Annotated in this window: 17 protein-coding genes; 12 read left to right on the top strand and 5 right to left on the bottom strand. The window is 60.4% G+C overall.

Annotation, left to right across the window (positions count from 1 at the left end; genetic code table 11):
* Window positions 1–117: 117 nt before the first annotated feature.
* Complete coding sequence (locus tag CUJ84_RS21955) at window positions 118–678, bottom strand: DsbA family protein (protein ID WP_105007731.1); 561 nt, start codon at window positions 676–678, stop codon at window positions 118–120.
* Between the two features lie 35 nt (window positions 679–713).
* Complete coding sequence (locus tag CUJ84_RS21950; RefSeq protein ID WP_105007730.1) at window positions 714–2,150, bottom strand: DUF6880 family protein; 1,437 nt, start codon at window positions 2,148–2,150, stop codon at window positions 714–716.
* A 201-nt stretch (window positions 2,151–2,351) separates the two neighbouring features.
* Here CUJ84_RS21950 and CUJ84_RS21945 point away from each other — a divergent pair, with 201 nt between their 5' ends.
* Window positions 2,352–2,606: a DUF2934 domain-containing protein gene (locus CUJ84_RS21945; RefSeq protein ID WP_105007729.1), complete on the top strand. Its 255-nt coding sequence runs from the start codon at window positions 2,352–2,354 to the stop codon at window positions 2,604–2,606.
* 33 nt (window positions 2,607–2,639) lie between these two features.
* Here CUJ84_RS21945 and CUJ84_RS21940 read toward each other — a convergent pair whose 3' ends face one another.
* Window positions 2,640–3,209: a GNAT family N-acetyltransferase gene (locus tag CUJ84_RS21940; RefSeq protein ID WP_105007728.1), complete on the bottom strand. Its 570-nt coding sequence runs from the start codon at window positions 3,207–3,209 to the stop codon at window positions 2,640–2,642.
* 161 nt (window positions 3,210–3,370) lie between these two features.
* Entirely contained in the window at window positions 3,371–4,015 is a 645-nt protein-coding gene (locus CUJ84_RS21935; protein ID WP_018448353.1) for a ThuA domain-containing protein, read from the bottom strand.
* Window positions 4,016–4,279: 264 nt separating this feature from the next.
* Between CUJ84_RS21935 and galE the strand changes: the two genes are divergently transcribed.
* Window positions 4,280–5,263 (top strand): UDP-glucose 4-epimerase GalE, encoded by a 984-nt coding sequence (gene galE, locus CUJ84_RS21930; protein WP_018448352.1) that lies wholly within the window; start codon window positions 4,280–4,282, stop codon window positions 5,261–5,263.
* Window positions 5,241–6,785, top strand: a complete 1,545-nt coding sequence (locus CUJ84_RS21925) for an alkaline phosphatase family protein (RefSeq protein WP_105007727.1) — start codon at window positions 5,241–5,243, stop codon at window positions 6,783–6,785. Before galE ends, CUJ84_RS21925 begins: the two co-directional genes overlap by 23 nt.
* A gap of 132 nt (window positions 6,786–6,917) precedes the next feature.
* On the opposite strand, the gene CUJ84_RS21920 is transcribed toward CUJ84_RS21925, so the two are convergent.
* Window positions 6,918–7,415 carry a DUF1993 domain-containing protein gene (locus CUJ84_RS21920; RefSeq protein WP_105007726.1) on the bottom strand — a complete coding sequence of 166 codons (498 nt, stop codon included), beginning with the start codon at window positions 7,413–7,415 and terminating at the stop codon, window positions 6,918–6,920.
* A 373-nt stretch (window positions 7,416–7,788) separates the two neighbouring features.
* Between CUJ84_RS21920 and CUJ84_RS21915 the strand changes: the two genes are divergently transcribed.
* From CUJ84_RS21915 to CUJ84_RS21875, 9 genes are all read left to right on the top strand, one after another.
* Window positions 7,789–8,718, top strand: coding sequence for a sugar ABC transporter substrate-binding protein (locus CUJ84_RS21915; protein WP_075225358.1), 930 nt, complete (start codon window positions 7,789–7,791; stop codon window positions 8,716–8,718).
* A 69-nt stretch (window positions 8,719–8,787) separates the two neighbouring features.
* Entirely contained in the window at window positions 8,788–10,329 is a 1,542-nt protein-coding gene (locus CUJ84_RS21910) for a sugar ABC transporter ATP-binding protein (RefSeq protein WP_027682403.1), read from the top strand.
* 34 nt (window positions 10,330–10,363) lie between these two features.
* Window positions 10,364–11,389, top strand: a complete 1,026-nt coding sequence (locus tag CUJ84_RS21905; RefSeq protein WP_105007725.1) for an ABC transporter permease — start codon at window positions 10,364–10,366, stop codon at window positions 11,387–11,389.
* Window positions 11,390–11,656: 267 nt separating this feature from the next.
* Window positions 11,657–12,715, top strand: a complete 1,059-nt coding sequence (locus CUJ84_RS21900) for a dipeptidase (RefSeq protein ID WP_105007724.1) — start codon at window positions 11,657–11,659, stop codon at window positions 12,713–12,715.
* Window positions 12,716–12,752: 37 nt separating this feature from the next.
* Complete coding sequence (locus tag CUJ84_RS21895; RefSeq protein WP_105007723.1) at window positions 12,753–14,396, top strand: ABC transporter substrate-binding protein; 1,644 nt, start codon at window positions 12,753–12,755, stop codon at window positions 14,394–14,396.
* 19 nt (window positions 14,397–14,415) lie between these two features.
* Window positions 14,416–15,483 (top strand): ABC transporter permease, encoded by a 1,068-nt coding sequence (locus CUJ84_RS21890; RefSeq protein ID WP_018244088.1) that lies wholly within the window; start codon window positions 14,416–14,418, stop codon window positions 15,481–15,483.
* A complete protein-coding gene (locus CUJ84_RS21885; protein ID WP_026230976.1) occupies window positions 15,480–16,415 on the top strand; it encodes an ABC transporter permease in 936 nt (311 codons plus the stop codon). The genes CUJ84_RS21890 and CUJ84_RS21885 overlap by 4 nt, the downstream gene beginning before the upstream one ends.
* Window positions 16,412–17,245, top strand: a complete 834-nt coding sequence (locus tag CUJ84_RS21880) for an ABC transporter ATP-binding protein (protein ID WP_018244086.1) — start codon at window positions 16,412–16,414, stop codon at window positions 17,243–17,245. The genes CUJ84_RS21885 and CUJ84_RS21880 overlap by 4 nt, the downstream gene beginning before the upstream one ends.
* A complete protein-coding gene (locus tag CUJ84_RS21875) occupies window positions 17,242–17,991 on the top strand; it encodes an ABC transporter ATP-binding protein (protein ID WP_105008274.1) in 750 nt (249 codons plus the stop codon). Before CUJ84_RS21880 ends, CUJ84_RS21875 begins: the two co-directional genes overlap by 4 nt.
* Window positions 17,992–18,028 lie beyond the last annotated feature (37 nt).

Below are 18,028 nucleotides of genomic sequence, written 5' to 3'. Positions count from 1 at the left end.
CCAGCGCCGTTCCCGAATCAAAACATCGCGCTTTGTTTGCGCTGATTCTGCCCGATATCCCTTGAGAGAAACAGGCAGGAGACAAATATACGGAGGGGCTTTTGGTGCGGGATCGCGTCAGCTACCGACCGCCTTCTTCACCCAGACTCCAACCTCGTCGCCGCTGCTCATGTCGGGCTGTACCAAACCACCTATCATGAACGTCGGCGAGACGTGGATGCCGTTCTGTCTGGCATATTTGCAGTGCCATTTGATCTCCCGGTCGAGATCCGGGATTGCGAAGACTTCTTTCAGCTTGACGCCGCTGTAGGCTTCCAGGCGCTCGATGATCTGGTTGGGCGTCACATCCATATTTGGGCCGCCGGCATGGCGTTCAAACTCGAACTCCTCGCGATGGGCGGCAATGGCGGCCATCACTTTCCTTGCTGTCTGCTTGCCGCCTTCCAGCGTTGAGGCTGCGATGATGCAGCGGACGAGGACGCCCGAATACATATGCCAAGGTTGCGACTGCAGGCGGATCTTCACGGTGATCTTGTCTTCGCCCGCCTGGCTCAGCAGTTCGTCGAGCTTGTTGAACGCTCTGACCGAGTAAGGGCAAGTCGGCTCCAGAAAGGCCTCGAAAATGCGCGGTCCATTGCCCCAAGTCAGCGGATCGGCGTGCCAGGCGGTGGTCGTCATGGAATTCCTCTCTGAAGGTAAAGCATCACTGCGACTTAGGTCACCTGGCTCCAGAAGCCATGCCTCTTGCCGTGCCGACGTTTGAGTTCTGCGACATAGACGTCATGGGATCTTGTGTTGCCGAAGTCATTGATATGAGGCGCAAAGGACGCGCAGTCCGCCAGATGTCTCGCCGCATGCTTATAGCGGCCGGACCGGCCGCTATCGAGCGCAAAATCGATCATGGAGCGCAAGACGATGGTTGCCGCGAGCGGATGTTTCTCCGCCAGAGCTTCGGCCGCCAGCGTCATCAGCTCATAGAGATTGCCATCCAGTTCCGCCTTCCTGCTCCCTACAAGTTTTGCCGCCTCGGCAAGCGCCGGCCAGTTGAGAAAAAACGCAAGTGCCTGGTGGACGTCAGGAAAAGCCCGGGCATGGACAAATGCCTTCTCCTCGGCCTCGAGATCGTCGAAATCCGGCAGCCGCTTGAGGAAAGCCTTGAGGTGCTCGCCATGCAGTGACTGCTCGAAACATGTCCATCTATAGGTCTGCGCCTCCTCTGCACGCCCCAGGGCCTCGAGCGTCTCGACGCGCGCGCGCTGCAATTCGAATGGCATGTCGGCCTGACCTGTCGTATCGACGTCACTCAGCACCTCAAGTGCTTCCTTTGCCCGGCCGGCCGAGACCAGACGATTGGCGATGTCGGCCGCAATCATCGGCATGTTGCGCGTTTTCTCGGATTGCTGAGCGATGTAGGCATCAACGTCGCCCTGGGCGTCGGCAATTTCCTGCAAGGCTATGCGCACCGTCAGATCTCGCTGAGTGCCGTCGATCTCATCTTCGTAAAGGGGGCTTCCGCCTCCCCAGCCGATGATCTCGCGCTTGTCCTCCGCCGGCTTGTCTTTCGGCTCCTTGGACCATTGGACGAAGAGGGTTTTCAGGCAATCGAGACCATCCTTGCCGAGAGCTGGCGCCATCGCCGCAATCAGGTTGTCGTACTGGCCGTAACCATCGTCTTGCACAGCTTTGAACACCTTCTCGGCCAGGACATTGGAGTCGATCCTGGCGGACGCGGCGATTGCGGCAGCATCCTCGCAAGCCTGATGAAAACTTTGGATGACAGAACCGCTGCTCTCGTTGGATCTCTCAAAGATCGAATTCGCCAGGGCGAGGAACTGCCATATCAGTTCGAAAGCCTCCTGGGGATCATCGACGGCAACCGTCTCTGTGATCGTCTTGCGCTGCGTTTCGAGATCACTCTTCAGCGCTTTCACTTTGCGCCAGTTGATGAGGGTGCGAGCGCGGGCAATGCTGGCAAGCCGCTTTCGCACCTCACGCGCCACCTCGGCGCTGCCGTGGTTGCCGGCAAGTTCCATTCGAAGCCGTCGCTTGTGGGCAGCACTGCCCATGCTGATCTCGACCAGCAGCTCGGCAAGGCGCTGCGCACCAAGGGATTCAAGATTCTTCGCATTGAGTGTTGTCTTGGCTGCCATCGGTCATCGCTGTCGTTTCTGCGGGTGACCCTACCCTGCAGACTGTACGAGGCCAAGGTCCCGGAATGTGTGCACGGGATAATCCCTCGGGCATCTCGGATTAGCTAAAAACTAACGCTGCCTCGTAACGACTCCTAAAGCCGGTTTTGGCACCTTGTTGCTTGTCGAATATTGCTTCCAAATTTCTCGCTGGGGTTGATTATGAGCCATAATAAAGACGCCTGGGTCAGCCAGCGCGCTTATTCACTATGGGAATCGGAAGGCAGGCCGGATGGGCGTGGGGAAAGCCATTGGGCGCAGGCGCTGAGGGAATTCGAGCAGCTGGAGCTGACGAAGGCCTCGCCCGATGGAAACGACCTCATCGAGAAGCTGAAGGCAGCCGGGCGGCTGATGCGGATCTATGACGAGGCGGCGCCCGCCGTCGAGCACGACCGGCAGATCAAAGCGGCTCGCTAGACCGTATTGCCACTCCCCTGAGTGCCGAAATATTCAGCGGCATTCCAGGCGGACCACCGGTCTTGCCGGCAGGCGTCTTGCCACTTCGACGAAACCCGCATCCAGAAACATCGATAGCGTTCCCGGATAGAGCTCGGCTCCGTTCGAAGCACGGGCCGCCTGATCGACAGGATAGGCTTCGAGACATTCGGCGCCGTTCGCGCTTGCGAATTCAACGGCTTGTTTCAATAACAATCGCGACAGACCCTGCCGCCGGAACGGCTTGCGGACGATGAGGCAATTGATCGACCAGACCGGCCTGTCATCGACCGGCGCAAAGGGTTTTGAACGGCGCAGCCGGTCGAAAACGATGCGCGGCGCGACACCGCACCATCCGGCCGGCTCGTTCTCATGATAGCCGAGAATGCCGGGCGGGCGCGGTTCGGCGACGAGGCTTCGGAACCAATTGCGATTTCCCTCGCCCCATCCTGCCTTGTAGTCGGCATTCGGACGATACCAGTAGGCGCAGCGACAATTCCGGCCGTCGGCGCAATCGTCGAAGACCGCTTCTATATCGGCCAGGCGGTCGGCGGTGGCGGGGAAGAAAGAGAAGCTATCCTGCATCCGGGCAAATTATGGCGCGGGCAGGTGATCGGCAAGCGCTCACCCATGCCGGCCGATGAGGCGAGGCTGCCCTCCAGCTCGAAATTCTCATTCTTTAGCGGCCGACGTCGCCCGGCTGTCGCCGCCGGTCGGCATTTGCCGGCGTGCGGCTCGTCCTGACGCTACTGGCGTGCGGCCCAGCTCAGGCCACGCCTCAGGATGAGGGGCATGTAGGGATGGTCGAATTCGGCAGCGACATGGCCGAGGGCGGAATAGAAGATGCGGCCGGCACCGAAATGGCGCTTGAAGACGACGGGCATCACGACATTGCGGGCTGCCGGATCGTAGGCGCCGGTGAAGGTGGTGGTCGCAAGGATTTCGACTGTGGGATCATAGTGGAGATAATATTGCTCCGAACGATAGTCGAAGTCCGGAATGCCCTCCATGACGGGATCGTCCTGGCGGGTGACGGCGACGCGGAAGTCGATAATATTGCCGGGATGGGCGACCCAGGTGACGCCGGAGACATAACGGAAAGGGGCGCTTTCCTTGAAGGACGTGGCGAGTGCGCCGTGATGGCCGGCAAGCCCCAGCCCGCCGCGCACCGCTTCGACCAGGGCAGCGGCATGAGGCTTTTCGAGCGTTTCGCCGGTAATGATGGGCACCAGCAGATCGGCCTTCGCCAGCGTCGGAGATCCGAACACGCCGAGATCGCCGGTTACCTCGACGGTAAAGTCGTCCTCGCGCAGGAGGTCGGCGACGATATCGGCGCATTGCTCCGGTTCATGACCTTGCCAGCCGCCCCAAACGACCAATGCCTTCCTCATTCGCGCTCTCCCTGCCTGATGGCTGCAGACCGTTGATCATCACATGTGGTGCAAGCCCCTTAGATCGGGCCGTTATGCAAATCACGCGAATAATTCATGTTTCTTCCTGATCCGGCACAAATGCACGGGTGGCGGATCGCGCCCGGTCGAGCGGGGATCGGCATTTGACGTATTGTCCGTTGACGCCGATCGCAGTTCCTTCTTTTTATTGACGTGTATCTCGTCTAGGTTTCTCTCATCTCTCGTGAACAATAAGGGTGGTGCATGGCAGGTGAAACGGTTCTTGTCGTCGGCGGCGCCGGCTATATCGGCTCGCATACGTGCCTCGACCTGGCGAACAAGGGCTATACGCCTGTCGTCTTCGATAATTTTTCGAACGGTCATCGCGAGTTCGTCAAATGGGGGCCGGCCGAGGAAGGCGATATTCGCGATCGCGCCCGGCTGGATGAAGTGCTGGCCAAACACAAGCCGGCGGCGATCCTGCATTTCGCGGCGCTGATCGAAGTCGGCGAATCGGTCAAGGACCCGGTTTCCTTCTACGAGAACAATGTGATCGGCACTTTGACGCTGCTTTCGGCGGCGCAAGCGGCCGGCATCAACGCCTTCGTCTTTTCCTCCACCTGCGCCACTTACGGCCTGCCGCAGAGCGTGCCGCTCGACGAGACGCATCGGCAGGTGCCGATCAATCCCTACGGGCGAACGAAATATATCGTCGAACAGGCGCTTGCCGATTACGACCAGTACAGGAGCCTGCGCTCGGTGGTGCTGCGCTATTTCAATGCGGCCGGCGCCGATTTCGAGGGCCGGATCGGCGAATGGCACCAGCCGGAAACGCATGCGATACCCCTGGCGATCGACGCGGCACTCGGCCGCCGCCAGGGTTTCAAGGTGTTCGGCAGCGATTACGAGACACGCGACGGCACCTGTGTGCGCGACTATATCCACGTGCTGGATCTTGCCGATGCGCATGTACGCGCCGTCGAATATCTGCTGAAGGGCGGCGATTCCGTCGCGCTCAACCTCGGAACCGGCACCGGCACGACAGTCAAGGAATTGCTCGGCGCGATCGAGGAGGTGTCGAACCTGCCTTTCCCGGTCGAATATATCGGCCGGCGCGAAGGCGATTCGCATACGCTGGTCGCCAATAACGACAAGGCGCGCGACGTGCTCGGCTGGGTACCGCAGTATGATCTGTCTGAGATCATCCGCTCCGCCTGGGACTGGCATGCAAAATCCAACCAGCATTGAGAAGGCGCGTCGGCCGAACATCCTGCTGATCACGGCGGATCAGTGGCGCGGCGATTGCCTGTCGGCTGTCGGTCATGCCTGTGTAAAGACGCCGGGTGTCGATGCGCTGGCGCGGGAAGGCACGCTCTTCCGGCGGCACTATGCCGGCGCGGCACCCTGCTCACCGGCGCGGGCCACGCTCTATACCGGTCTCTATCAAATGAACCACCGGGTCTGCCGCAACGGTTCGCCGCTCGATGCTCGCTTCGACAATCTGGCGCTGGCGGCCCGGCGGGCGGGATACGACCCGACGCTGTTCGGCTACACGGATACGGCGCCCGATCCGCGCGGGATGGATGCCGGCGATCCGCATCTGACGACCTACGAAGGCGTGCTGCCGGGATTTACGGCCCGCCAGCTTCTGCCCGAGCACGAAAGACAGTGGCTCTCCTGGCTCAGGTCTCGCGGCCATGCCGATGCCGTCAGCCGCGATATCCATATTCCTGGCGGCGTGGAAGCAGGAGAAATTTCAAATGCGGCGCCGGCCTATTTGCGCGACGAGACCCAGACGGCTTTCCTGGCCGGCGAGTTCATTCGCTGGGTGGGCGAACAGGACAGGCCGTGGTTCGCGCATGTCTCCTTCTTGCGTCCGCATCCGCCATTCTCCGTGCCGGAGCCGTTCAACCGAATGTTCAAGCCGGGGGACGGACCGGTTTTTGCACGCGCGGCAAACTGCGAAGCCGAACAGGACAGTCATCCCTACCTCGCCTATGCCATGCCACGCTCCGACAAAGGCAACTTCATCCACGGGGCAACGGGGCCGCTCAGCGGCTGGAACGGTGAGGACTTTGCCGCGATCCGGGCGATCTATTACGGCATGATATCAGAGGTCGATGCGCAGCTCGGCCGCATCTGGCAGGCCCTCAAGGACGCAGGCGCCTGGGACGATACGCTTGTTGTCTTCACCTCGGACCACGCCGAGATGGCGGGCGATCACTGGACGCTCGGCAAGGGCGGCTTCTTCGACGGCAGCTATCATATTCCGCTGGTGATCCGCGATCCCGCAAGCAGTGCTGCGGGTGGAGTCGTCGACAAATTCAGCAGCGCCGCCGATATTTTTCCGACACTTTGCCAAAGGCTCGGCGTCGACGCGAAGAACGGGCTCGATGGCAGGTCGCTCATGCCGTTTGTCAGGGGTGGCGGCGGACAAGGCTGGCGGGACGCGGCATTTTGGGAATTCGATTTCCGCGACATTGCGCATGGCGGGGCCGAGCGGCATTTCGGGCTGCGGTCCAACGAATGCAATCTCGCGGTGATCCGAGACGCGCAGTTCAAATATGTGCATTTCACCGCGTTGCCGCCGCTGCTCTTCAATCTTGCCGATGATCCGATGGAGCTCGACAATGTCGCGGCGGATCCGGCCTATGCGGCGATACGGCTCGACTATGCCGAGAAGCTGCTGTCGCTCCGAGCACGGCATCTCGATCAGACGCTCGCCTATACCGAACTGACGGAAAGAGGGCCGGTGACCCACCGGCCCTGATATTACAGCGCCGCGCGTCTCTTTCAGACGCGCAAAGGACGCTGTAACACTTTGAATCGCTGCATAATTTTATCCTTAAATCGATTCCGATTTAAGGAATTATGCAGTGGTCTAGCCGAGCCGAACTAGGGTTCAGCCGAGATAATCGCGCTTGCCGATCGGAGCACCCTGGCTACGCAGGATGGCGTGGGCCGTCGTGACGTGGAAATAGAAATTCGGCAGGGCGAAGGTGGCGATATATTCGTCACCCGGCAGCACGATACCACTCTTTCCCGGCAGAGTGATCTGACAGGTTTCCGTGCCTTCCAGTGCTTGCGTGGAGAAGCCGGCGAGATAGGCTTCGGTCTTTGCCAGGCGCTCGCGCAGGTCGTCGAATGTCGTTTCGTTGTCCTCGAATTTCGGGGCGTCGGTCGCCGTCAGGCGGGCGAGCGCAAATTTGGCGGTGTCGCTGGCGCGCTGATACTGGCCGGAGAGCGGCAGCATGTCGGGCGCAAGGCGAGCGGCGACCAATATGACGGGGTCGATATTCTTTTCCTTCGCATAGGCTTCGGCCTTGTCGAGGTAGGTTTTCAGGCTGGCGAGGCCGCGCTGGAACATCGGAACGGTAAGGCGATACATCGAAATGGACATCTGTCCTGTCTCCAAAATCTTCAAATGATTGGGTCGCGGCGAGAGGTCGAAGGCGTCTGCGGCCGTGAGCCTGTCTTCGACCCTGCATAGATGGATGCTCGTTTCGTCTTTCACAACACCGACAATGCGGGCGTTGGTCCTGAAGCCCGCATGGCATTGCGCTCTTATCCATCTCTTGTCGCCGCTAAAGAGACTTGACGCCGTTCACAGAAAATGGAATGAATATTCCGCAGAACGGATTTGACGGTTTGTTTGTTCCGTTTTGTGAAGTGCCGCGGGAGAGGTGGCGCGGGGAATTGCGGCTTCAGAGCAAATGCCTGGAGCTCCGGCGTGAGGAGGGTGCAGCCGGGCACCGCTTTGTGGAGGAAGTAAAATGAAAAAGTTTATCCTGGGCACTGCGATGGCGCTCGTCATGTCGACGGCGGCTCACGCGGAAACTGTCGGCGTCTCGATGGCGAAATTCGACGACAATTTCCTGACGGTTCTGCGCAACGGCATGACCGATTATGCAAAGACACTCAGCGGTGTGACGCTGCAGGTCGAAGACGCACAGAACGACGTTTCCAAGCAGCAGAGCCAGATCCAGAATTTCATCGCATCCAAGGTCGATGCGATCATCGTCAACCCAGTCGATACCGATGCGACCACGGCAATGTCGAAGCTCGCGGCCGATGCCGGCATTCCGCTGGTTTACGTCAACCGTCAGCCGGTCAACGTCGACACGCTGCCGGAGAAGCAGGCCTTCGTCGCTTCCAACGAGCAGGAATCCGGCACGCTGGAAACCAAGGAAATCTGCCGCATTCTCGGCGGCAAAGGCAAGGCCGTTGTCATCATGGGCGAGCTCTCCAACCAGGCTGCGCGCATGCGGACCCAGGACGTTCATGACGTCATCAAGACGGATGAATGCAAGGGCCTGGAGATCGTCGAAGAGCAGACGGCGAACTGGGACCGCACCCAGGGCGCCGACCTGATGACCAACTGGCTCTCCAGCGGCATCGAATTCGACGCCGTGATCTCCAACAACGACGAAATGGCGATCGGCGCCATCCAGGCGCTGAAGGCAGCCGGCAAGGATATGAGCAAGGTCGTCGTCGGTGGCGTCGACGCCACCCAGGACGCGCTTGCCGCCATGCAGGCGGGTGATCTCGATGTCACGGTGTTCCAGGATGCCGCCGGCCAGGGCAAGGGCTCGCTCGATGCAGCGCTCAAGCTCGCCAAGGGCGAAAAGATCGACAAGAAGGTCTACATTCCCTTCCAACTCGTGACGCCTGCCAACGTCAAGGACTTCGTCACCAAGAACTGAGGCGAACGCCACACAGGATGCGGGCTTTGCCCGCATCCTTTTCGCCTACCCGTATCCGGAGGAGATGATATGGCCGTCAGCCCGACAACCATGGCCGCCGTGCGCGCGAGCGGTGCAGTTCCGAATGCGGAATATCTCTTGAGCGCCGAGGGTGTCCGCAAGGAATTTCCTGGTGTCGTCGCACTTGACGACGTGCAGTTCCGGCTGAAGCGCGCCTCCGTGCATGCGCTGATGGGCGAAAACGGCGCCGGCAAATCGACATTGATGAAGATCCTCGCCGGCATCTATACGCCTGATAAGGGCGATATTCGCCTGAAGGGGATCGAGATCCAGCTGAAATCTCCGCTCGACGCGCTGGAGAACGGCATTGCCATGATCCATCAGGAGCTGAACCTGATGCCGTTCATGACGGTCGCAGAAAATATCTGGATTCGCCGCGAACCGAAGAACCGCCTCGGTTTCATCGATCACGGCGTGATGCACCGCATGACCGAGGAATTGTTTACTCGGCTCAATATCGCAATCGATCCCGATATCGAGGTTCGGTTCCTGTCGGTCGCCAACCGGCAGATGGTCGAGATCGCCAAGGCAGTTTCCTATAATTCCGACGTGCTGATCATGGACGAGCCGACTTCAGCGCTGACGGAGCGCGAAGTCGAGCATCTTTTCCGTATCATCCGCGACCTCAAGGCCCAGGGTATCGGCATCGTCTACATTACCCACAAGATGAACGAGCTTTTCGAAATCGCCGACGAGTTCTCCGTCTTCCGTGACGGCCGATATATCGGCACGCATGCCTCGACCGACGTCACACGCGACGACATCATCCGCATGATGGTCGGGCGCGAGATCACCCAGATGTTTCCCAAGGAAGAGGTGCCGATCGGCGAGGTCGTGCTTTCCGTCAAGGATCTGTGTCTCAACGGCGTCTTCAAGAACGTCTCTTTCGAGGTCAGGGCCGGCGAAATCCTCGGCGTGGCCGGCCTCGTCGGTTCCGGCCGGTCGAATGTCGCCGAAACACTGTTTGGCGTGACGCCGGCAAGCTCCGGCTCGATCGAGCTCTACGGCAAGCCGGTGGCCATTTCTTCGCCGACCGAGGCCATCCGCAATCGGTTGGCGTTCCTGACCGAAGACCGCAAAGATACCGGCTGCCTGCTGATCCTCGATATTCTCGAGAACATGCAGATCGCCGTTCTGCAGGACAGATACGTCAAGGGCGGCTTCGTGCAGCAGGGCGCAGTCGAGGCAACCTGCGAAGACATGGCAAAAAAGCTGCGCGTGAAAACGCCCAATCTTTACGAGCGGGTGGAAAATCTTTCGGGCGGCAATCAACAGAAGGTACTGATCGGGCGCTGGCTGCTCACCAATCCGCGCATCCTCATCCTCGACGAGCCGACGCGCGGCATCGATGTCGGCGCCAAGGCGGAAATCCACCGGCTGGTCACGGAGATGGCGCGAGACGGTGTGGCGGTGGTCATGATCTCGTCCGAGATGCCCGAGGTTCTCGGGATGAGCGACCGCATCATGGTCATGCACGAGGGACGCGTGACCGGTTTCCTCAATCGCGATGAAGCAACGCAGATCAAGGTGATGGAGCTCGCTGCGCAGTGATGCGTTGACGGCGATCGCCCAAGGGAGGTTTGACATGACTACCAAGGCAGCAGAGGGCGCGGCTCCGCTCGCAACCCGGCAAAGGCGGCGGCGCATACCGACGGAACTCAGCATTTTCCTCGTGCTCGTCGGCATCGCCCTCATCTACGAAGTGCTCGGCTGGATGTTCATCGGCCAAAGCTTCCTGATGAATTCGCAGCGTCTGACGATCATGATCCTGCAGGTCTCCGTCATCGGCATCATCGCCGTCGGCGTTACGCAGGTCATCATCACCGGCGGCATCGACCTTTCGTCGGGGTCGGTCGTCGGCATGACGGCGATGATCGCAACGAGCTTTGCCCAGTCCTCGACCTGGGGACGGGCCGTCTTTCCCTCGCTGACCGACCTGCCGGCTTTCGTGCCGATCGTCGTTGGTCTGCTGATCGGGGCGACCGCCGGCCTCGCGAACGGCGCGCTCATCGCCTACACGAAGATCCCGCCGTTCATTGCCACGCTTGGCATGTTCGTTTCGGCCAGAGGCGTGGCGAAGTGGTATACGAAGGGACAGCCGGTCTCCGGGATCACCGAGCAGTTTCATTTCATCGGAACGAAAGCCTGGCCGGTTGTCGTCTTCCTGGTCGTTGCGCTGATCTTTCACATTGCGCTGCGCTATACGCGTTATGGAAAGTTCACCTATGCCATCGGCGCAAACCCGCAGGCCGCGCGCGTTTCCGGCATCAACATCGAGGCGCATCTCGTCAAGGTCTATGTGATTGCGGGATTGCTTGCCGGCCTTGCCGGTATCGTCACGGCGGCCCGTGCGGAAACCGCACAGGCCAGCATGGGTGTCGGATATGAACTCGATGCGATCGCCGCGACTGTCATCGGCGGCACCTCGCTCACCGGCGGCGTCGGGCGCATCACCGGCACTGTCATCGGCACCATCATCCTCGGCGTCATGACTTCCGGCTTCACGTTCCTCAGGATCGACGCCTATTACCAGGAGATCGTCAAGGGCCTCATCATCGTCGCGGCTGTTGTCATCGACGTCTACAGACAGAAAAAGCGCCGCAAGCACTAATTTCCGGCCGGTGATCCGATAGTTTTTGCGGGGGCCTCGGCCCCCGTTCCGTTTTGAGAGCATGATGCCGTTGAGTGTCAGCGGTTTTCGGACAACGTCATGCTCTAACTATTTAACTTAGAAGAGCATTCAGATTTTGGGCCGATCCGGCCGAAAATCATCCTGTTCTAGCGCCGATGGCGGATTTCTAAAAAAAGAGGTGGCGAATTCCGTCAGCTTTTCTATTCTGCCGCTTCACTCGCCCGCTCGGGCAGCGCAGGAAGACAGATGCAATTCGTATTTGACGGTCACAACGACGTTCTCCTTCGACTCTGGACACATTCAAAAGACGGCAGCGACCCGATCGCGGAATTCGCAGACGGCACGACGGTCGGCCATATCGATGCGCGTCGCGCCAGAGAGGGCGGTCTTTCGGGCGGTCTGTGCGCCATCTACATTCCCTCGGGCGATCTCGTCTTCGCCGATCCCGATGCTAGCGGTCGCTATATCACACCGATGGCAGCACCTCTTGATCCGCTGCCTTCTCTTGCCATTGCCAATGAAATGGCCGCGATCGCGCTGCGGCTCGATCAGGCGGGCGCCTGGCGGCTCTGCCGGACGGTGAAGGATATTCGCGGCGCCATGGCGGATAACATTTTTGCCGCCGTCATGCATATGGAAGGCTGCGAGGCGATCGGCGCCGATCTCTCGGCGCTCGAAGTATTCTACGCGGCGGGGCTGCGGTCGCTCGGGCCGGTCTGGAGCCGGCACAATGTCTTCGGTCACGGCGTGCCCTTCGCCTTCCCAATGTCGCCGGACACGGCACCCGGTCTCACCGATGCCGGCTTCGCGCTGGTCAGGGAGTGCAATCGTCTCGGCGTCCTGGTCGACCTTGCTCATATCACCGAGAAGGGTTTCTGGGACGTGGCGAAGACGACGGACCAGCCGCTGGTCGCCACTCATTCCAATGCTCACGCGCTGACGCCGGTCGCGCGCAACCTGACGGACAAGCAGCTCGATGCGATCCGCGAAAGCCGCGGGCTCGTCGGCATCAATTATGCCACCGCCATGCTGCGTGCCGACGGCCGATCGGACAGCGATACGCCGCTTGCCGACATGATCCGCCATATCGACTATCTCGTGAACCGCATCGGCATCGACTGCGTGGCGCTCGGATCGGACTTCGACGGGGCCACCATTCCCGAGGAAATCGGTGATGCAGCCGGCAATCAGAAGCTGATTGCCGCTCTCAGAGAGGTTGGCTATGCTGACGCCGACCTGGCAAAACTTGCCCGCGAAAACTGGCTTCGCATTCTGGCCCAAGCTTGGCGGGAGGATCACGCCTAAGCCTTTCGTATCCAATCAAAAAACAGGGGAACAGACCATGATGATGACCAAACTCAGCCGCAATTTTCGCATGCTTTCCGCGGGAGCCGCTCTTTCGCTCCTGATGATGGCGGCACCCTCCGCTTTCGCCGAGACGCCGAAGGATACGCTGGTCGAAGGATTCGCCATCGACGATATCATCACGATGGATCCGGGCGAGGCTTTCGAGCTTTCGACGGCTGAAATCACCACCAACAGCTACAGCCTGCTTGTTCGTCTCGACATGGACGATACGTCGAAGGTGAAGGGCGATCTGGCCGAGAGCTGGAGCGTTTCCGATGATGGCCTCACCTATACGTTCAAGCTGAAGTCAGGCCTGAAATTCGCCTCCGGCAACCCGGTCACCGCCGAAGACGTCGCCTGGTCGTTCGAGCGCGCCGTCAAGCTCGACAAGAGCCCGGCCTTCATCCTTACCCAGTTCGGCCTGACCGGCGACAACGTCACGGAAAAAGCCAAGGCGGCCGATGCCGGCACTTTCGTCTTCACCGTCGACAAGGCCTATGCGCCGAGCTTCGTGCTCAACTGCCTGACGGCAACCGTCGCTTCCGTCGTCGACAAGAAGCTGGTGCTGGAGCATGTGAAGGCGGTGACGCCAGATGCCGAGCACAAATACGACAATGATTTCGGCAATGAGTGGCTGAAGACCGGCTATGCCGGCTCCGGCGCCTATAAGTTGCGCGAATGGCGCGCCAACGAAGTCGTCGTGCTGGAGCGCAACGACAATTATTATGGCGACAAGGCGAAGCTCAACCGCGTCATCTATCGCTACATGAAGGAAAGCTCGGCCCAGCGGCTGGCGCTCGAAGCCGGCGACATCGATATCGCCCGCAACCTCGAGCCAGGCGACATCGACGCTGTTTCGAAGAATGCCGATCTCGCGACAACGAGTGCGCCGAAGGGCACGATTTATTATGTCAGCCTGAACAACAAGAACGAGAACCTGAAAAAGCCGGAAGTTCAGGAAGCCTTCAAGTATCTAGTCGATTACGATGCGATCGGCGCAACCTTGATCAAGGGTATCGGCGAGATCCACCAGACCTTCCTGCCGAAGGGCCAGCTCGGCGCGCTCGATGAGAACCCCTACAAGCTTGATGTCGCCAAGGCCAAGGAACTGCTCGCCAAGGCCGGCGTACCCGACGGTTTCTCGATCACCATGGATGTGCGCAACAATCAGCCGGTGACGGGTATCGCCGAATCCATGCAGCAGACGCTGGCGCAAGCCGGCGTCAAGATGGAAATCATCCCCGGCGACGGCAAGCAGACGCTGACCAAGTACCGCGCCCGCACCCACGACATGTATATCGGCCAGTGGGGTTCGGACTATTTCGATCCGAATTCCAATGCCGATACCTTTACCGGCAATCCCGACAATTCCGATGCCGGCACGGTGAAGACGCTCGCATGGCGCAACACCTGGGAAGCGCCGGAACTGGACAAGCAAGCCAAGGCCGCACTTCTGGAACGCGACGCCGCCAAGCGCGCCGCCATATATCAGGACATCCAGAAGAAGTACCTGGCAAACAGCCCCTTTGTCTTCATCTTCCAGCAGACCGAGGTGGCCGGCTACCGCAAGAGCGTGAAGGACTTCAAGCTGGGTCCGAGCTTCGACACCAATTTCGTCGGTCCGATCGCCAAGGAATAGTCCGGCAGGATTGAGTGACTTGAGCACCGTCGAAACAACGCAGGAGGCGCGGCCCCGGAAGGGCCGTGCCGGCGCCTTTGCGAAGGCTTTGGGGCGGTTTCTGTTTGCCGCCGTCACCACCTATCTCGGCCTGCTGGCCGTGACCTTCTTCATCGGCCGCGTCGTGCCGATCGATCCCGTGCTCGCCATCCTCGGCGACCGCGCGCCCAACCATGTCGTCGAGCGTGTACGCCAGGAGATGGGCTTCAACCTGCCGCTCTATCAGCAGTTCTTCATCTATATCAAAGGCATCCTGTCCGGCGATTTCGGTAATTCGGTCCTGACGACCAATCCCGTCATGGTCGATATTCGCCGTGCATTTCCGGCGACGGTCGAGCTTGCGACGCTCGGAACGCTGATTGGCGCTTTCGTCGGCGTGCCGCTCGGTGTTCTCGCCGCGGTGCGTCGTGGCAGCATCGTCGACCAGGTGGTGCGCGTCATCGGTCTGATCGGTTATTCGGTGCCGATCTTCTGGCTGGCGCTGATCTCGCTCGTCATCTTCTATGCGCAATTGCGCTGGGTGGCCTTTCCCGGCCGCATCGATATCGTCTTCGAATATACGTTCACGCCGATCACCGGCTTCTATCTGCTGGACAGTGCCTGGCAGGGGCAATGGGATGTCTTCTACGACGTGTTCCGCCACATCATCCTGCCCGCTTCACTGCTCGGCTACTTCTCGCTCGCCTATATCAGCCGCATGACGCGCAGCTTCATGCTGAACGAGCTTTCCCAGGAATATATCGTCGCCGTGCGTGCCAAGGGGCTTTCGGAAACGCGGGTGATCTGGGGCCATGCGCTGCGCAATGCCGCCGTGCCGCTTGTTACCGTCATTGCGCTTTCCTATGCCGGCCTGCTGGAAGGATCGGTGCTGACCGAGACCGTCTTTTCCTGGCCGGGCATCGGGCTCTACATCACCAATTCGCTCCAGAATGCCGACATGAATGCCGTGCTCGGCGGCACGATCGTCATCGGTACGGTCTTCATCGGCATCAACCTTCTGTCCGATCTTCTCTACCGGACACTCGACCCGAGGACGCGAAACCGATGACGGTGACCGCCAGCCCATCCCAGCCGATGAGCCGCCGCGAATGGCTGCTCTCCGACCGGCCGCAATCGCGCCTGCAGGCCCGCCTCGGCCGCACCTATGTTACCTGGCGGCAGTTCACGGCAAACCGACTTGCCGTCGTTGGTCTGCTGATCATCGTGGCGCTGCTTTTCATCGCCGCCTTTGCCGATGTGCTCGCAACGCATAATCCGGTGATCGGCGATCTGCGCAATGCCCGCCTGCTGCCGCCCGGCACGGGGGAATTCTGGCTCGGTTCGGATGACCAGGGCCGTGATATCTATTCCCGGCTGATCTACGGATCGCGATTGACGCTCCTTGTCGTTGCGCTCGTCGCCGTCATCTCGGCTCCGATCGGGTTGATCGTCGGCACCGTCTCCGGTTATGCCGGAGGCTGGGTGGATGCGACGCTGATGCGCATCACCGATATTTTCCTTGCCTTTCCGAAGCTGGTGCTGGCGCTCGCTTTCGTCGCAGCCCTCGGTCCCGGCATCCAGAATGCGATCATCGCCATCGCCATCACCTCCTGGCCGCCCTATGCCCGTATCGCGCGCGCCGAGACGCTGGCGGTGCGGCGTTCCGACTATATTTCGGCGGTGAAGCTGATGGGAGCCTCGCCGCTTCGCATTGTCGTGCGCCATGTCATGCCGCTCTGCATTTCCTCGCTGATCGTGCGCGTGACGCTCGACATGGCGGGCATCATCCTGACGGCCGCCGGTCTCGGTTTCCTCGGTCTCGGCGCGCAGCCGCCACTGCCGGAATGGGGTGCGATGATCGCCTCGGGACGGCGCTTCATCCTCGATCAATGGTGGGTTGCAGCGATGCCCGGCATCGCCATCCTCATCGTCAGCCTCGGCTTCAATCTCCTTGGCGACGGCCTGCGCGACGCGCTCGATCCGAAGGAGAGCGGCCAATGACGACACTTCTGACGGTGGACAAGCTCAAGGTCAGCTACCCCACGCGCACCGGCGTGATCGAGGCCGTGCGCGGCGTCTCCTTCACGCTCGGCAAGGAAAGGCTCGGCATCGTCGGCGAATCCGGTTCCGGCAAGTCGCAGACCGGACGGGCGATCATGGGCCTGACGCCGAAACACGGCATCGTCACGGCCGACAGGCTTAATTTCAACGGCATCGATTTGATCAACGCCTCCGCCGGCGAAAGACGCAGGCTGCGCGGCAAGCGCATCGCCATGATCCTGCAGGATCCGAAATATTCGCTCGATCCCGTCATGTCGATCGGACGGCAGATCTGCGAAACGCTGCGGACGCATGAGAAGGTCGGCAAGGCGGAGGCGCGCGAGCGCGCGCTCGCCATGCTGGAAGCGGTGCAGATCCGCGACCCGAAACGCGTCTTCGACCTGCATCCGCACGAGGTTTCGGGCGGTATGGGGCAGCGGGCGATGATCGCCATGATGCTGATTGCCGGACCTGAGCTGCTGATTGCCGACGAGCCGACCTCGGCGCTCGATGTGACGGTGCAGCTCGACGTGCTGAGGATCATGGACAAGCTGGTGTCCGAGCGCGGCATGGGGCTGATCTTCGTCTCCCACGATCTGAGGCTGGTCTCTTCCTTCTGCGACCGCGTCATCGTCATGTATGCCGGAAAGATCGTCGAGGAATTGGCGGCGGCCGATCTCAAACATGCGCAGCATCCCTATACGCAGGGACTGCTGAATTGCATGCCCGAGATCGGTGCAAACCGCCATCCGCTGCCGGTGCTCGACCGAAAGCCGGAGTGGGCGGCATGAGCGCAGCTCTCCAAGTCGACAATCTCAGCGTCGTCTACGACCATTTTCATGCCCTGAAGGATGTCAGCATCGGCGTCGAACGCGGCGAATCCTTTGGCCTTGTCGGTGAGTCCGGCTCGGGAAAATCGACCTTGCTGCGGGCCGTTGCCGGACTTGCGCCGATAAGCGGCGGCGCGATCCACATCGACGACGAAGTATTGAAAGGATCAAAACGCAGCAAGTCTTTCTACCGGCGCGTGCAAATGGTCTTCCAGGATCCTTATGGTTCGCTGCATCCGCGCCAGACGATCGACCGGCTTCTGCTCGAACCGCTTGCAATCCACGGCATCACCGACAGCGAGAAGCGCATCGCCCGCGCGCTTGACGAGGTCGGCCTCGGCAATGGTTTCCGTTTCCGCTACCCGCACCAGCTCTCCGGCGGCCAGCGCCAGCGCGTGGCGATCGCCCGGGCTTTGATCGTGGAACCGTCGATCCTGCTGCTCGACGAGCCAACATCGGCGCTCGACGCCTCGGTGCAGGCCGAAGTGCTGAACCTGCTGGAGCAGATCCGACGCGACCGCAAGCTCACCTTCGTGATGGTGAGCCATGATCTCGGTGTCGTCACCCATATGTGTGAACGGCTGGCCGTGATGCGCAACGGCGCCGTCGTCGAGCGGTTGAGCTCGCAGGAACTGGCGACGGGTGCGGTTCACGAGGACTATACGAGAAATTTGATGATCGCGAGCAAGGGTTTCGTCAAAGCTTGAGGGCCAATCTTTTCAAACCTTTGAAAAGAAAAGATGG

The sequence above is a fragment of the Rhizobium leguminosarum genome (assembly GCF_002953715.1).
Lineage (GTDB): Bacteria > Pseudomonadota > Alphaproteobacteria > Rhizobiales > Rhizobiaceae > Rhizobium > Rhizobium leguminosarum_V.
This window is presented reverse-complemented; position numbering and strand designations above follow the sequence as displayed.

What these genes read in the sequence shown, in the direction of transcription:
- CUJ84_RS21900 (WP_105007724.1), top strand. Translation starts at nt 11,657, where the DNA reads ATGCAATTCGTATTTGACGGTCACAACGACGTTCTCCTTCGACTCTGG.
- CUJ84_RS21880 (WP_018244086.1), top strand. Translation starts at nt 16,412, where the DNA reads ATGACGACACTTCTGACGGTGGACAAGCTCAAGGTCAGCTACCCCACG.
- CUJ84_RS21935 (WP_018448353.1), bottom strand. Translation starts at nt 4,015, where the DNA reads ATGAGGAAGGCATTGGTCGTTTGGGGCGGCTGGCAAGGTCATGAACCG.
- CUJ84_RS21920 (WP_105007726.1), bottom strand. Translation starts at nt 7,415, where the DNA reads ATGTCCATTTCGATGTATCGCCTTACCGTTCCGATGTTCCAGCGCGGC.
- CUJ84_RS21955 (WP_105007731.1), bottom strand. Translation starts at nt 678, where the DNA reads ATGACGACCACCGCCTGGCACGCCGATCCGCTGACTTGGGGCAATGGA.
- CUJ84_RS21885 (WP_026230976.1), top strand. Translation starts at nt 15,480, where the DNA reads ATGACGGTGACCGCCAGCCCATCCCAGCCGATGAGCCGCCGCGAATGG.
- CUJ84_RS21940 (WP_105007728.1), bottom strand. Translation starts at nt 3,209, where the DNA reads ATGCAGGATAGCTTCTCTTTCTTCCCCGCCACCGCCGACCGCCTGGCC.
- CUJ84_RS21915 (WP_075225358.1), top strand. Translation starts at nt 7,789, where the DNA reads ATGAAAAAGTTTATCCTGGGCACTGCGATGGCGCTCGTCATGTCGACG.
- CUJ84_RS21925 (WP_105007727.1), top strand. Translation starts at nt 5,241, where the DNA reads ATGCAAAATCCAACCAGCATTGAGAAGGCGCGTCGGCCGAACATCCTG.
- CUJ84_RS21950 (WP_105007730.1), bottom strand. Translation starts at nt 2,150, where the DNA reads ATGGCAGCCAAGACAACACTCAATGCGAAGAATCTTGAATCCCTTGGT.
- CUJ84_RS21875 (WP_105008274.1), top strand. Translation starts at nt 17,242, where the DNA reads ATGAGCGCAGCTCTCCAAGTCGACAATCTCAGCGTCGTCTACGACCAT.
- galE (WP_018448352.1), top strand. Translation starts at nt 4,280, where the DNA reads ATGGCAGGTGAAACGGTTCTTGTCGTCGGCGGCGCCGGCTATATCGGC.
- CUJ84_RS21945 (WP_105007729.1), top strand. Translation starts at nt 2,352, where the DNA reads ATGAGCCATAATAAAGACGCCTGGGTCAGCCAGCGCGCTTATTCACTA.
- CUJ84_RS21895 (WP_105007723.1), top strand. Translation starts at nt 12,753, where the DNA reads ATGATGATGACCAAACTCAGCCGCAATTTTCGCATGCTTTCCGCGGGA.
- CUJ84_RS21910 (WP_027682403.1), top strand. Translation starts at nt 8,788, where the DNA reads ATGGCCGTCAGCCCGACAACCATGGCCGCCGTGCGCGCGAGCGGTGCA.
- CUJ84_RS21905 (WP_105007725.1), top strand. Translation starts at nt 10,364, where the DNA reads ATGACTACCAAGGCAGCAGAGGGCGCGGCTCCGCTCGCAACCCGGCAA.